This window comes from Burkholderia sp. MSMB1835, from assembly GCF_001526365.1.
In the GTDB taxonomy this organism is placed as follows: Bacteria; Pseudomonadota; Gammaproteobacteria; order Burkholderiales; family Burkholderiaceae; genus Burkholderia.
Genome location: NZ_LOYP01000001.1, coordinates 155,263 through 169,261 on the forward strand (window position 1 = coordinate 155,263; position 13,999 = coordinate 169,261).

Genomic DNA, 13,999 nt, shown 5'->3' on the forward strand with positions numbered 1-13,999 from the left:
GTTAGCCGGATTGGCGGATGAACGTGAACCGGTCGGCCCGACGAACGCAAAAACCGCACGCAACCGGGGTTGCGTGCGGTGCGGTCACCATCGGCCGGCTCCAGGCGTGACGCGCGTTATGCGTAGTCCGACACCGGCACGCACGAGCAGAACAGGTTGCGGTCGCCGTACGCGTTGTCCGCGCGGCCGACCGGCGGCCAGTACTTGTTCGTGCCGAGCGATGCGACCGGGTACGCGGCCTGCTCGCGCGAGTACGCGTGCGGCCATTCGTTCGCGGTGACGACGGCGGCCGTGTGCGGCGCGTGACGCAGCGGGTTGTCCTCGCGATCGGCGCGGCCTTCCTCGACCGCGCGGATTTCCTCGCGGATCGCGATCATCGCGGCGATGAAGCGGTCGAGTTCTTCCTGCGATTCCGATTCGGTCGGCTCGACCATCAGCGTGCCCGGCACCGGGAAGCTCATCGTCGGCGCGTGGAAGCCGTAGTCCATCAGGCGCTTCGCGACGTCGTCGACGCTGATGCCGCTCGTTTCCTTGATCGGCCGCAGGTCGAGAATGCACTCGTGCGCGACCAGCCCGCCCGGGCCCGAATACAGCACCGGGTAGTGCGGCGCGAGGCGCTTCGCGATGTAGTTCGCGTTGAGGATCGCGGTTTCGGTCGCGGCGGTCAGGTTCTTCGCGCCCATCATCGCGATGTACATCCACGAGATCGGCAGGATCGACGCCGAGCCGTACGGCGCGGCCGACACCGCGCCGATGCCTTCCTCGCCGCGTGCGTAGCCGGTCGAGCGCTGGTTCGGCAGGAACTTCGCGAGGTGCGCACCGACCGCGACCGGGCCGACGCCCGGGCCGCCGCCGCCGTGCGGGATGCAGAAGGTCTTGTGCAGGTTCAGGTGCGACACGTCGCCGCCGAACTGGCCCGGCGCGGTCAGGCCGACCATCGCGTTCATGTTCGCGCCGTCGACGTACACCTGGCCGCCGTGCGCGTGGACGATCTCGCAGATCTCGCGGACGTTCTGCTCGAACACGCCGTGCGTCGACGGATACGTGATCATGATCGCCGCGAGGTTCTTCGAGTGCTGCTCGGCCTTCGCCTTCAGGTCGGCGATGTCGACGTTGCCCTGCGCGTCGCACGCGACGACCACGACCTTCATGCCGGCCATGTGCGCGGACGCCGGGTTCGTGCCGTGCGCGGACGCCGGGATCAGGCACACGTCGCGATGGCCTTCGCCGCGCGATGCGTGGTACGCGTGGATGATCAGCAGGCCCGCGTACTCGCCCTGCGAGCCTGCGTTCGGCTGCAGCGACACGGCCGCGTAGCCGGTGGCCGCGACGAGCATCTGTTCGAGCTGGTCGATCATCTCGCGGTAGCCGACGGTCTGCTCGGCCGGCGCGAACGGGTGGATCCGGCCGAATTCCGGCCACGTGACGGGCAGCATTTCCGACGTCGCGTTCAGCTTCATCGTGCACGAGCCGAGCGGGATCATCGAGCGGTCGAGCGCGAGATCCTTGTCCGACAGGCTGCGCAGGTAGCGCAGCATTTCGGTTTCGGAATGGTGGCGGTTGAACACGTGGTGCGTCAGGTATGCGCTCGTGCGCTCGAGGCCGGCCGGCAATGCGGCGACGCCGTCGAGACCTGCGTCCAGCGCATCGACGGCCGGTGCCGTGCCGCCCGCGGCCTGCGCGAACACGTCGAGCAGATCGGCGAGGTCGTCGCGGGTCGTCGTTTCGTCGACCGACACGCCGACTTGCGTGTCGCTCACGCGGCGCAGGTTGATGCGCTTGGCCTTCGCGAGTTCGTGGACCTGCGCGGTGCGCGCGCCGGTATCGATCGTCAGCGTGTCGAAGAACGTGTCGTTGACGGTCGCGAAGCCGAGCTGTTTCACGCCGGCGGCCAGCAGCGCCGCGATGCGGTTCACGCGCAGCGCGATCGTCTTCAGGCCGTGCGGGCCGTGGTAGACCGCGTACATGCTCGCCATGATCGCGAGCAGCGCCTGCGCGGTACACACGTTCGACGTGGCCTTCTCGCGGCGGATGTGCTGTTCGCGCGTCTGCAGCGCGAGGCGCAGCGCGGGCTTGCCCTGTGCGTCGACGGTCACGCCGACGAGGCGGCCCGGCATCTGGCGCTTGAATTCGTCGCGCACCGCGAGATACGCGGCGTGCGGGCCGCCGAAGCCCATCGGCACGCCGAAGCGCTGCGTGTTGCCGATCGCGACGTCCGCGCCCCATTCGCCGGGCGGCGTCAGCACGGTGAGCGCGAGCAGGTCGGCCGCGACGACCACGTGGCCGCCGGCCGCGTGGATCGCTTCGGTGAGCGCGCGGTAGTCGCGCACGTCGCCGTTCACGCCCGGGTACTGGAGCAGCACGCCGAACGCGTTTGCCTGCGCGGCGTCGGCGGCCGGGCCCGTCTTGACCTCGATGCCGACCGGCAGCGCGCGCGTGCGGATCACTTCAAGGGTTTGCGGCAGCACGTCGTCGGCGACGTAGAACACGTTCGACGTCGGCTTGCCGGTGCGCTGCAGCAGCGTCATCGCTTCGGCCGCGGCGGTGGCTTCATCCAGCAGCGAGGCATTCGAGATCGCGAGACCCGTGAGGTCGGCGACCATCTGCTGGAAGTTCAGGAGCGCCTCGAGGCGGCCCTGGGAAATTTCGGGCTGGTACGGCGTGTAGGCCGTGTACCACGCCGGGTTTTCGAGCACGTTGCGCAGGATCACGGCCGGCGTGTGCGTGTCGTGGTAGCCCTGGCCGATATACGAGCGGAACACCTGGTTCTTGTCCGCGAGCGCACGCAGCGCGGCGAGGGCTTCGGCCTCGCTCTTCGGCTGCGCGAAGGGCCCGAGCGGCAGCGTTTCGGCGCGGCGGATCGACGCCGGGATCACGGCGTCGATCAGCGCGGCGCGCGACGCGAAGCCGAGCGTGTCGAGCATGGCCTGCTGGCTGGCGGCGTCGGGGCCGATGTGGCGTTCGGCGAACGCGTCGTGCGTTTCGAGCGCGGCGAGCGAGAGGGGCGTGCGGTTCATCAGGCGGTCCGGGTGTTCGAGCTTCATGGCGTGACTCTGGTCCCGCGCGGGCCGAGGCCGGCGCCGCGCGGTTCGGGTAGGGAAATTAGTCGATCAGCTTGCTGTACGCGTCGGCGTCGATCAGCTTGTCGGTCGACGCGCCGGCCGCGAGCTTGATCTTGAAGAGCCAGCTTGCGTACGCGTCGCTGTTGACCTGATCCGGCGCGTCGACGATCGCGCCATTGACTTCGACGATTTCGCCGGACACCGGCGAGTAGATGTCGGATGCCGCCTTCACCGATTCGACGACGCCGACGGCGTCGCCCGCCGTCACCGACTTGCCGACTTCGGGCAGCTCGAGGAAGACGATGTCGCCGAGCGTGCTCTGCGCGTGATCGGTGATGCCGACCGTCAGCGTGCCGTCGGCTTCGGTGCGGATCCACTCGTGTTCGTCGGTGTACTTCAGATCGGCCGGGACGTTGCTCATCGGATGCTCCTGGATAAAAAGGTGTGTTCGTTCTGCTGGCGCGCCGCCATGGTGCGCCGGATGGGGTTGCGCCGGGCGCCATCTCCCGGCTTGCCGGGAGGCGGCCCCGGCCGCTTCTCGGTCGTTACGCAGCGAGGACCTTGCCGTTGCGCACGAACGGCAGTTTTACCACGCGCGCGGGAAGATTCTTGTCTCGAATTTGCACCTGGACGGTGTCGCCGATCTGGACGGCCGTCGGCACGCGCGCGAACGCGATCGATTCCTGCATCGACGGCGAGAACGTGCCGCTCGTGATCTCGCCTTCGCCGTGCGGCGTGACGACCTTCTGGTGCGCGCGCAGCACGCCGCCCGCCTTGCCGTTTTCCTTTTGCAGGATCAGGCCGACGAACGCGGCGCGCGTGCCGTTGGCTTCCAGTGCGGCGCGGCCGACGAAGTCGCGCGGCGCGCTGAGGTCGACCGTCCAGGCGAGGCCCGCGTCGAGCGGGGAGACGGTGTCGTCCATGTCCTGGCCGTACAGGTTCATGCCGGCCTCGAGGCGCAGCGTGTCGCGCGCGCCGAGCCCGCACGGGCGCACGCCGTTTTGCTGCAGCGCATTCCACAGCGCTACGACGTGCACGGCCGGGACGATCACTTCGAAGCCGTCTTCGCCGGTGTAGCCGGTGCGCGCGACGGTGAGATCGCCGAACGGCGTGCCGGCGACCTGCGCGGCGTTGAACGGCTTGAGCTCGCCGGTGGCGGCGCGCGCGGCCGGCACCGTCGCCCAGACTTTTTCACGGGCGTTCGGACCCTGGACGGCGACGATAGCGAAATCGCGGCGCGGCGTGATGGTCAGGCCGTAGCCGCCTTGTTCGTTGAGCCGGTTGAACCACGCGATGTCCTTCTCGGCCGTGCCGGCGTTGACCACCACGCGGAAGAAGTCTTCGGTGAAGTAATAGACGATCAGGTCGTCGATGACGCCGCCTTCCGGATTGAGCAGGCACGAGTAGAGCGCCTTGCCGGGCGTCTTGAGCTTGCCGACGTGGTTCGCGATCGCGTGTTCGAAGAACGCGCGCACGCGGCTGCCGGTGAAATCGACGACGCACATGTGCGACACGTCGAACATGCCGGCGTCGGTGCGCACGGCGGCGTGTTCTTCGATCTGCGAGCCGTAGTTGACGGGCATGTCCCAGCCGCCGAAGTCGACCATGCGGGCATTGAGCGCGCGGTGCGCGGCGTTGAGCGGGGTGTGATTCAGTGCAGTCATCGAGGCCTCAGGCAAGGCGCTTGCGCGCGGATCAGAACGGCCATGTGCCGACCGCCGCGGCCGATGGCCTCGAGCAATCCGGTACATGCCCCTCTGTCCTCGATACCTGAGAGATTGCGCTGCGGGCCAAGCCCGGCGAGCGCGCGCCCCTTCGGTGGGCAGCTTGCCCGCGCAGCCAATGCGCTGCGGGCTACTGCCGCTCTCCAGAGTGCGGGGAAAGTATTGCGCGCGCAGTGCGTGCACGCGGTTCCCCGACGCGGTCGGTCCTTTTGCCTGAGAGTTTGCGGGTGTGCCCCTTCGGCGGCGCAACCGGTGTCGGAACACCCGGTCGCACGCTCTCCCGACGCGTGCGGGCGACTGTACGCGAGCGGGTGGGCATTGTCAATTTGGGCAAAAGAATGTCGCTTCGCGACAAGCGGCGGCGCTGGGCGCCGCCGCGTCATCCGCTCCGGCAGGCGCCGGCGCGTTACTCGCCGATCGCGCGTGCGGCCGTGTCGAGTTCCTGATTCAGCACCCGCTGCTCGTCGCCGGACAGGCCGCCGTTGTGCTGGGCCGCCATGTCGCTCGCTTCCTGGCGGATCACGTCGAGGCGGTGGTGCAACTGCGCGCCATACGGCGGCGGATAGTAGCCGCCGTTCACGCGCGCGTCGATGCGGCGGTGCAGGTTGTCGATCCGGCCCTGGACCTCCTGCATGCGGTCGTTCGCGACGACCTGCGGATTCGGTCGGGGCGGGGGCGCCTGCCGGGCCGGCCGCTGCGGCTGCACGATGCAGGCCGCGAGCGAGGAAACCAGGACGCAGCATGCCGCTGCGCGAATCAACCGTTGCATCAAATTCTCCTGACGGATGGGTGTCGGTTCGATTTTCGAGAAACGCGTCAGACCGGGCGACCGCTGACTTTCGTTCCCGCACCATTTGTAACGGAATGTTGAGACGCCATGCCGCCATGCCGCCGTGCCACGGAGCCACGGAGCCACGGAGTCACCGAGCCGACCTAGCCGACCGAGCTGACCGAGCTGACCGAGCCGACCGAGCCGACCGAGCCGACCGAGCCGACCGAGCCGACCGAGCCGCCGAGCCGCCGAGCCGACGAGCCGACGGGGCCGACGGGGCCGACGGGGCCGACGGGGCCGACGGGGCCGCGGGCGGCAGACGCTACGGTGCGTGGTACGTGGCGCGTGGCGTGGGATGCCGGCCGGGGCGGGCGCCGACCCGGCCGGCAACGATTAGACGATACGACGCACGAACGGCAGCCGGCGGCCGTCGTGCTCGCTCTGCGCGGCGAGCTCGATGATCGTCATCACGTCGACCGCGTCCTGCGCGGTGACGGGGAACGGCGCGCCGTCGCGGATCGATGCGGCGAGCGCGCGGTAGAACTCCGCATACTGGCCGTCGAGCGTCGGCACCGGACGTTCGACTTCGACGTCGCCGTCGAGCACGCGCAGCAGGCCGGGCGGATTGCCGCCGCCGAATTCGACGTCGTCGGCGGTGAGGCCGGCCTTGAGCTGATCTTCCTGCGTGTCGAGCCCGAACTTCTGGTAGCTGCCGCGCGTGCCGTGCAGCGTGAAGCGCGCGGGCTCGATCGCCGACAGCGCGCTCGCATGCAGCGCGACGTCCTTGTCCGGATAGCCGAGCAGCAGGTGCACGAAATCGGGCGCCGTACCGTTGTCGCGGCGCGTCTTGACGGCGGCGCTCACGGTGTCCGGCGTGCCGAACAGCGCGAGCGCCTGATCGATCAGGTGCGGGCCGAGGTCGAGCAGCAGGCCGCCGCCGCGGGCCGGCTCCTCGCGCCAGCGCGTGCGCGGCGTCGGCCGGAAGCGGTCGAAGTGCGACGCGAAGCAGGTGACGCGGCCGAGCTCGCCCGAATCGACGATCCGGCGCACGGTGAGGAAATCGCCATCCCAGCGGCGGTTGTGAAACGGCGCGAACAGCCGGCTGCGTGCGTTCGCGAGCCGCGCGAGCGCGAGCGCCTCGTCGGCGGTGAGCGTGACCGGCTTGTCGACGACCACGTGGCGGCCGGCTTCGAGCACCTGGCGCGCGAGCGTGAAGTGCGTGTCGTTCGGCGTGGCGATCACCACGCATTCGATGTCGTCGAGGCCGAGCAGCGTGTCGAGGTCGGGGACGATGCGCGCCCCCGGATAGGCGGCGTGCGCGCGATCGGACTGACTCGTCGCGATCGCGGCGACTTCAGTGCGGCCGCTCGTGGCGATCACGGGCGCGTGGAACGTCGCGCCGGCGAAACCGAAACCCATCAAACCAATCCTGAGCAATGACGACATGGCAATTCCTGGCTGCGAAGGAAATTAAAGGATGGCGCGCCGAAACGGCACGAAGACGACCGGCTATTTTGGCATGGCGCCGCCGCTTGCACAGACGCGCCGGGCGACACGCGCGAAGCGATGCGACGTTTGCGCAAGGAACGCCGGCATTTTGCGCGGGATGGGCGCCGTACGGCATGACCAACTGGCGCGCGGTGTGCGGCGAGCCGTGGCGGCTAGCCTGCCCCCGGAGCGGGCCGTCGCCGGCCACGCCGTCGCGCGGGCCGGCCGCCTCGGGCTGACGCGGCGCCGGCGCATGTAACGCCTCTGCACGGACAGCAGCGGGCCGACGGTGGCGGCGGCGAGCGGGTATCCCATGAGATCGATCCGGTGACGGCTCAGGTGAATTGAGGCGGGCCAGCGGGTGGCGCCGGGGGAGTGCATATTGTGTCCGATCGCCGCGCGGACGGGGCCGGATTGGCCGAACGGACAGGCGCGACCGCGGCGAACGGACAGGGGGCGCCCGCCCGGCAAGCCTGCGCGCCGCTGCCCTGCGGCGCGCCCGAAATACACGCCGCCGACGTGTTAACATGCGCGTCCTGCCTGCGTGTGCGCCTGCTTTGCCGGCTTGCCGCGCACGGCATCCTCCCGGCGTTCCGCCGTCAACCAGCAACACCATCCGCCATCATGTCCGCAGGCCTCAATCCCGCTCAGAATGAAGCGGTGCGCTACCTCGACGGTCCCTGCCTCGTGCTCGCCGGCGCGGGCAGCGGCAAGACCCGCGTGATCACGCAGAAGATCGCGCACCTGATCGAAGCGAAAGGCTTCGAGCCGCGCCATATCGCCGCCGTCACGTTCACGAACAAGGCTGCCGCCGAAATGCGCGAGCGCGTGTCCAAGCTGCTGGAAGGCAAGACGCTCACCACGCCCGGCAAGGAAGGCCGCAAGGTGCCCGTCAACCAGCTCACCGTCTGCACGTTCCACTCGCTCGGCGTGCAGATCCTGCGCCAGGAGGCCGAGCACGTCGGCCTGAAGCCGCAATTCTCGATCATGGATTCGGACGACTGCTTCGGGATGATCCAGGAGCAGCTCGGCACGACCGACAAGGGGCTGATCCGCAAGATCCAGAGCATCATCTCGCTGTGGAAGAACGGCCTGATCATGCCCGACGAGGCGATGGCGATCGCGGCCAACGAGGACGAACACCAGGCCGCACTGGTCTACCGCAACTACGTGGCGACGCTGCACGCGTACCAGGCGGTCGATTTCGACGACCTGATCCGCCTGCCGGCCGAGCTGTTCGCGAAGAACGAGCAGGTGCGCGACCGCTGGCAGAACAAGCTGCGCTACCTGCTGATCGACGAGTACCAGGACACCAATGCGTGCCAGTACGAGCTGCTGAAGCAGCTCGCAGGCCCGCGCGCCGCGTTCACGGCGGTCGGCGACGACGACCAGGCGATCTACGGCTGGCGCGGCGCGACGCTGGAGAACCTCGCGCAGCTCGGCAAGGATTTCCCGAAGCTGCACGTGATCAAGCTGGAGCAGAACTACCGGTCGACGGTGCGGATCCTCACCGCCGCGAACAACGTGATCGCGAACAACCCGAAGCTGTTCGAGAAGAAGCTGTGGTCCGAGCACGGGATGGGCGATTCGATCACCGTCACGGCGTGCAACGACGAGGAACACGAGGCCGAATCGGTCGTGTTCCGGCTGTCCGCGCACAAGTTCGAGCGGCGTGCGCAGTTCCGCGACTACGCGATCCTGTACCGCGGCAACTTCCAGGCGCGGATTTTCGAGCAGGTGCTGCGGCGCGAGCGGATTCCGTACGTGCTGTCGGGCGGCCAGTCGTTCTTCGACAAGGCCGAGATCAAGGACCTGTGCGCGTACCTGCGGCTGATCGCGAACGCCGACGACGATCCCGCGTTCATCCGCGCGGTCACGACGCCGCGCCGCGGCATCGGCAACACGACGCTCGAGGCGCTCGGGTCGTTCGCGGGGCAGGCGAAGGTGTCGCTGTTCGAGGCCGTGTACATGGGCGGGATCGAGGCGCGGCTGTCGGCGCGCCAGGTCGAGCCGCTGCGGATGTTCTGCGACTTCATCCAGCGCCTGACCGAGCGCGCGGACAAGGAGCCCGCGACCGTCGTGCTCGACGACATGATGGAGGCGATCCACTACGAGGCGTACCTGTACGACGCGTTCGACGAGCGGCAGGCGCAGTCGAAGTGGCAGAACGTGCTCGAATTCCTCGAATGGCTGAAGCGCAAGGGCACGAAGCCTGAAACGGATGCCGTCGACGGCGAGGCCGACGGTTTCCACAACGCGGACGGGCTCGCCGATACGGGCAAGAACCTGCTCGGCCTGATTCAGACCGTCGCGCTGATGTCGATGCTGGAAGGCAAGGACGAGGATCCGGACGCCGTGCGGCTGTCGACCGTCCACGCGTCGAAGGGGCTCGAGTATCCGCACGTGTTCCTGGTCGGCGTCGAGGAAGGCATCATGCCGCACCGCGGCGGCAGCGAGGACGACGGCCCGATCGACAACGAACGGATCGAGGAGGAGCGCCGGCTGATGTACGTCGCGATCACCCGCGCGCAGCGCAGCCTGCACCTGAACTGGTGCAAGAAGCGCAAGCGGGCGCGCGAGACGGTCGTGTGCGAACCGTCGCGGTTCATTCCCGAGATGGGGCTCGACGAAGCGCCGCCGCCGACGCCGGAAGAGGCGCCGATGTCGCCGAAGGACCGGCTCGCGAGCCTGAAGGCGTTGCTGCAGAAGTGACGCGGCGGCGCGCGCACGATGACACGACGAACCGGCAACACAAAACGAAACCCCCGCGATGCGCGTGCGTCGCGGGGGTTTTTTTACGGATGGCCGGGCGGGAGCGTTACTTCGCCGCGTTGACCATGTAGTCGACGGCCGCCTTCACGTCGGCATCCGACGCGTTCGATCCGCCCTTCGGCGGCATCGCGCCCTTGCCGTGCAGCGCGTAGTTGTAGACCGTATCCATCGAATCCTTCAGGCGCGGCGCCCAGTCTTCCTTGCTGCCGAACTTCGGCGCGCCGAGCACGCCGGCCGCGTGGCAGGCCTGGCAGGTCGACGCGTACAGCGCCTTGCCGGCCGTTGCCGCATCGGCGGCGGCCGGGGCGGCCGCGGGCTTTTCGCCGGCCTTCGGGATCGCGGCGATCGCCGCCATGGCGGCGGCGGCCTGCGCGTTCGACGCGTCGGCGCCCGACGCGGGTGCGCCGCTGGCGGGCTGCGCCGCGTTGGCGGCCGGTGCGGCCGGTTCGGGGAAGTTCGCGCCGTCGTTGTTCGCCATGTAGACGATCGCGCGCGCGATTTCATAGTCGCTGACGTCGTCGGGGCTCGTGCCGCCGCGCGCCGGCATTGCGCCCTTGCCCGCGAGGGCCGTCTTCAGCAGCGTGTCGAAGCCTTGCGAGATGCGCGGCGCCCAGTCGTCCTTGTTGCCGAACTTCGGCGCGCCGGCGGCGCCGGTGCCGTGGCAGGTCACGCAGACGGCCTTGTAGACTTCCTCGCCCGTCTTGTACGTGCGGGGCGCGTTGGCGTCCTTCACGTCGACCTTCGCGATCGGGGCGATACGTGCGGCGACCTGCTCGTCGGACAGCGCGTCCGTGCCGGCGCCGGAACGGAACGCATGGTTCGCGTAATTGGCGAACAGGACGATCAGGACGATCGGAATCGCGAACGACGCGATGATGACGGCAATCAGCTGCCCGGGGGTTTTGACGGGAGATTCGTGGGGTGCTTCGCTCATGCTTGCCTCGTCTCCGTGAATAGGAATTGTGAGCGCGGTGCAACGGCAAAATGGCAGTCCAATGAAGCACGGACGATTATAGACGGAACGTTTACATCACGGCGAGCGGTGCGATGGCGCGTGTTTACCCGCACGCAGGCTCGCCCGACGGCGATTCGGCGGGCGAGGTGGACGCGTCATGGGAAACCGGGTATCCTTGCCGTCTTGCCAATCGTGGGCGGCCTGTATATGGGGTCGCTTCACTGTCTCACGCGCCCGTAGCTCAATGGATAGAGTACTGCCCTCCGAAGGCAGGGGTTGCTGGTTCGATCCCAGCCGGGCGCGCCAAATAGCCTGATTCCAGGCGTCGAATTTCTCGATCCGTTGTTCCGAAGTCGCTCGAGCGTAGCGTCACCGCACGTCCGTATCGCCATCGCGTCGTCATTTCCCGCGCTATTGCGCCGCCTTTCCGTTGTGCGAGAATCGCCCGCAACGACCACTCCAAGCGTCGATCGCGGCGGCCGTCCGCGCATCGCGCCGACTTCCCGATGGCTGCCATCCCGTCTACCTCGACCGCCGTCGCCGCGTACGCGCCGACCGAGGCACAGCAGGCGCTGCTTGCGCGTCTGCACGCGTATTCCCCCGACGATCCTCACGCGCCGCTGCCGTACAGCCGGCGCCTCGCCGAAGCCGAAGGCTGGTCGCGCGACCACGCGCTGGCCGTGATCGACGAATACAAGCGCTTCGCGTTCCTCGCACAGGCGGCCGGGCATCCGGTCACGCCGTCGGTCGCGGTCGATGCCGCGTGGCATTTCCATCTGCAATACACGCTCGAATACTGGGACGTGTTCTGCGCCGGCGTGTTGCGCGCGCCGCTGCACCACATGCCCGGCACCGGCGCGCCGGACGAGGCCGCCGTGTACGCGCAGCGCTATCGCGACACGCTCGACAGCTACCGCCGGCTGTTCGGTTGCGAGCCGCCGGCATCGATCTGGCCGCGTCCCGTCGACCGGCCGGCCGATGCGAAGGCGGAGGCGCAGCAGCCTGACGGCACGGCCTCCGCGCCGCCGCGCCGCACATGGCGCAACCGTCTGCCGAAACTCGCGTGGCCGGCGGCGGCGGCGAGCGTCGCCGCCACATGCGCATCGGCGCAGGACTTCAACGTGCTGAATTACACGGGGCCGCAGTTTCTCGCGTTCTACGTGCCGGCCTGTGTCGTTGCGTTGTTGCTGATCGTCGCGCTCCACGCCCTCGAATTTCGCGTCCGTCGCTGGGGGCGGCGTACGCGCAAGGCTTCGTCCGGGTTGAGCGCCGACGAAGTCGCCTATCTCACCGGCGGCGAAGCGCGGGTCGCGCAAGTCGTGACGATGTGGCTCGCGCATGCGGGCGCGGTCGTTCTGTGGACCCTTCCCCGGCACGGCGGTTACGTGAAGATCGCGGATCTGGAACGCGCGGGCCGGTACGACGATCACTGCGTGTGGCTCAAGGAGCAACCGTCCGGCACCGTGCGCTACGGCGCGTTTCGCGAGCGGCTTGCCGGGTATGCGCAGGAGGTGGTCGACGGGATGCGGGCGCAGGGCTGGTTCTGGGTAGCCGGCGAGTTGCGCGCGTCGCGCCTGGCCGCGCGCGCGATCGTGCTGCTCGTGCTCGGCACCGGCGCCGCGAAGCTGGCGGTCGGGTTGAGTCGCGGGCGGCCCGTGCTGCTGCTCGGCATCTGCATGGCGGTGTTCGCGATCGCGTATCGGATCGTCGCGCGGCGGCTGACCGGCTTCGGGCGGGGCGGCGCCACGGCGGCCGGGCGCGCCGCGCTGCTCGAGCGCCGGGCGGCGCACGATCCGCGGGCTGCGCGCGAGGCGTCGCATGCGAGCAACGCGCAGGAAACGCGCGAGACACGCGACGCCGAACGCGACGATCCGGACCCGCTGTTGTGGACCGCCGCGCTGTTCGGCGCAGGCGCGCTGGCCGGTACCGCGTGGTCGGCGTATTCGGGCACGGTGCTGGCCGCCTCGCCGGTGCCGCCGGGCGCCGCGGCGAAAGCGGGCGGCGGCACGTCGTACGATTCGTCCGACAGCAGTTGCTCGTCGTCGAGCTGCAGTTCGTCGAGTTCGTGCAGTTCCAGTTCGTGCAGTTCGAGCAGTTGCGGCGGGTGTTCGTCGAGCTGAGCGAGAGCGGTGCGTCAAAGTAGCAACGACAACGTTCCGCCGTGCCTGTTTCCGCGCCTGCGATGCCGCGTCGCCGGCTCGCGACCACGCCGACTCGATCGACGGAACAGAAGTCAGAACGCCACTCTTATTCGTCGTCAATCGATTCCGCATGCTTTCTATACTGCATCGTCCATAATCGCGGCCGATGTGCCGCGCGGCTACCCCATCCTGTTCCCGGCGGCCCCGGCATCGAGCCGCTGCGCCGGCAAACCTGCGACCGCGTATGAACGTTACGACCTCCGACGATTGCATTGGTGTACTGTCCGACCATCCGTGGGCGAAGCATTTCATCGTACTGGGCTACCGCGATGGTGCCTTTTCGACCATTCCGAACAATTTCTTCCGCGACTGGCTTGATGAAGAGGCCCAGGGCGGCACCTTTCAAATCGGCCGGTGCTCAGGACTCGGTGTGGGGTCGATCGCTAAGTATGACCAAGGGCATCAGAAACTTGTGATCGGCAAGAACGTTGCCGGCGGAATGCGTCTGCGATTCCTGTTGAATGGCCAGCACGAAATGCGAACCATCTCCACGAGTCTGTTCAGCATCTACGGTAATGGCCTTGAAAATGTGCCGATGCCGCAATACCAGGACACGGTGATCCAAAACGACGTCTGGATTGGCGACGAAGCGTTGTTTCTTGGTGGCAGTCGAATCGAAAGCGGCTGCGTCATCGGTGCACGAGCCGTGATTCCGCCCAATTTCCGTACCGAGGCATATGGAATCTACGCGGGATCGCCCGCGCGCCTGATTCGCTTCCGTTTCTCGGAGAAAGTGCGCGAACAACTGCTGCAACTCGCGTGGTGGGATATGCCACTCGGCTGGATCAAAGAGAACAACGATGCGTTTCTTATCGACCTGACTGCCGACGAAGGGCGGGCGCTCGACACGCTCGCAGCGCTACAGGAGGCGAAGGATCGTGCAATGAGTGCGTCCCGCGACCCGAGCGCTACGACGCCCGCCTGAGCATCGGATCATCCGGACTCACGGCGCGCCTCGCGTGTCCTGCAGCGGCGCCGCAATGCGATGGCCGGCGTTGCACGACGTGGTCAATCGGTTGAACAAC

9 protein-coding genes, 1 tRNA gene and 2 riboswitches are annotated in these 13,999 nt (G+C 68.2%); of the genes, 4 read left to right on the plus strand and 6 right to left on the minus strand.

Annotation, left to right across the window (positions count from 1 at the left end):
- Window positions 1–116: 116 nt before the first annotated feature.
- The 5 genes from gcvP to WS96_RS00710 form a co-directional block, all read right to left on the minus strand.
- Window positions 117–3,044, minus strand: coding sequence for an aminomethyl-transferring glycine dehydrogenase (gene gcvP, locus WS96_RS00690; protein ID WP_059829914.1), 2,928 nt, complete (start codon window positions 3,042–3,044; stop codon window positions 117–119).
- Between the two features lie 58 nt (window positions 3,045–3,102).
- Entirely contained in the window at window positions 3,103–3,483 is a 381-nt protein-coding gene (gene gcvH, locus WS96_RS00695; RefSeq protein ID WP_059829916.1) for a glycine cleavage system protein GcvH, read from the minus strand.
- Between the two features lie 124 nt (window positions 3,484–3,607).
- Entirely contained in the window at window positions 3,608–4,726 is a 1,119-nt protein-coding gene (gene gcvT / locus WS96_RS00700; protein ID WP_059829918.1) for a glycine cleavage system aminomethyltransferase GcvT, read from the minus strand.
- Between the two features lie 83 nt (window positions 4,727–4,809).
- A riboswitch (glycine riboswitch) is annotated at window positions 4,810–4,943 on the minus strand.
- A gap of 34 nt (window positions 4,944–4,977) precedes the next feature.
- A riboswitch (glycine riboswitch) is annotated at window positions 4,978–5,079 on the minus strand.
- Window positions 5,080–5,192: 113 nt separating this feature from the next.
- Window positions 5,193–5,555, minus strand: coding sequence for a hypothetical protein (locus tag WS96_RS00705; protein ID WP_034209609.1), 363 nt, complete (start codon window positions 5,553–5,555; stop codon window positions 5,193–5,195).
- 396 nt (window positions 5,556–5,951) lie between these two features.
- A complete protein-coding gene (locus WS96_RS00710; protein WP_059829920.1) occupies window positions 5,952–7,004 on the minus strand; it encodes an oxidoreductase in 1,053 nt (350 codons plus the stop codon).
- A gap of 666 nt (window positions 7,005–7,670) precedes the next feature.
- Between WS96_RS00710 and WS96_RS00715 the strand changes: the two genes are divergently transcribed.
- The gene (locus WS96_RS00715; RefSeq protein WP_034209606.1) at window positions 7,671–9,758 is read left to right on the plus strand and encodes a UvrD-helicase domain-containing protein; all 2,088 of its coding nucleotides are present in this window, start codon (window positions 7,671–7,673) and stop codon (window positions 9,756–9,758) included.
- A 106-nt stretch (window positions 9,759–9,864) separates the two neighbouring features.
- Here WS96_RS00715 and WS96_RS00720 read toward each other — a convergent pair whose 3' ends face one another.
- Window positions 9,865–10,752, minus strand: a complete 888-nt coding sequence (locus tag WS96_RS00720) for a c-type cytochrome (RefSeq protein ID WP_059829922.1) — start codon at window positions 10,750–10,752, stop codon at window positions 9,865–9,867.
- A gap of 251 nt (window positions 10,753–11,003) precedes the next feature.
- On the opposite strand from WS96_RS00720, the gene WS96_RS00725 reads away from it, so the two are divergent.
- The 3 genes from WS96_RS00725 to WS96_RS00735 all read left to right on the plus strand — a co-directional run bounded on the left by WS96_RS00725 (window position 11,004) and on the right by WS96_RS00735 (window position 13,899).
- Window positions 11,004–11,079 (plus strand) — tRNA-Arg (locus WS96_RS00725).
- A 200-nt stretch (window positions 11,080–11,279) separates the two neighbouring features.
- The gene (locus tag WS96_RS00730) at window positions 11,280–12,893 is read left to right on the plus strand and encodes a TIGR04222 domain-containing membrane protein (protein ID WP_059829924.1); all 1,614 of its coding nucleotides are present in this window, start codon (window positions 11,280–11,282) and stop codon (window positions 12,891–12,893) included.
- A gap of 265 nt (window positions 12,894–13,158) precedes the next feature.
- Window positions 13,159–13,899, plus strand: coding sequence for an acetyltransferase (locus WS96_RS00735; RefSeq protein ID WP_059829925.1), 741 nt, complete (start codon window positions 13,159–13,161; stop codon window positions 13,897–13,899).
- The last annotated feature ends 100 nt before the right edge of the window (window positions 13,900–13,999 follow it).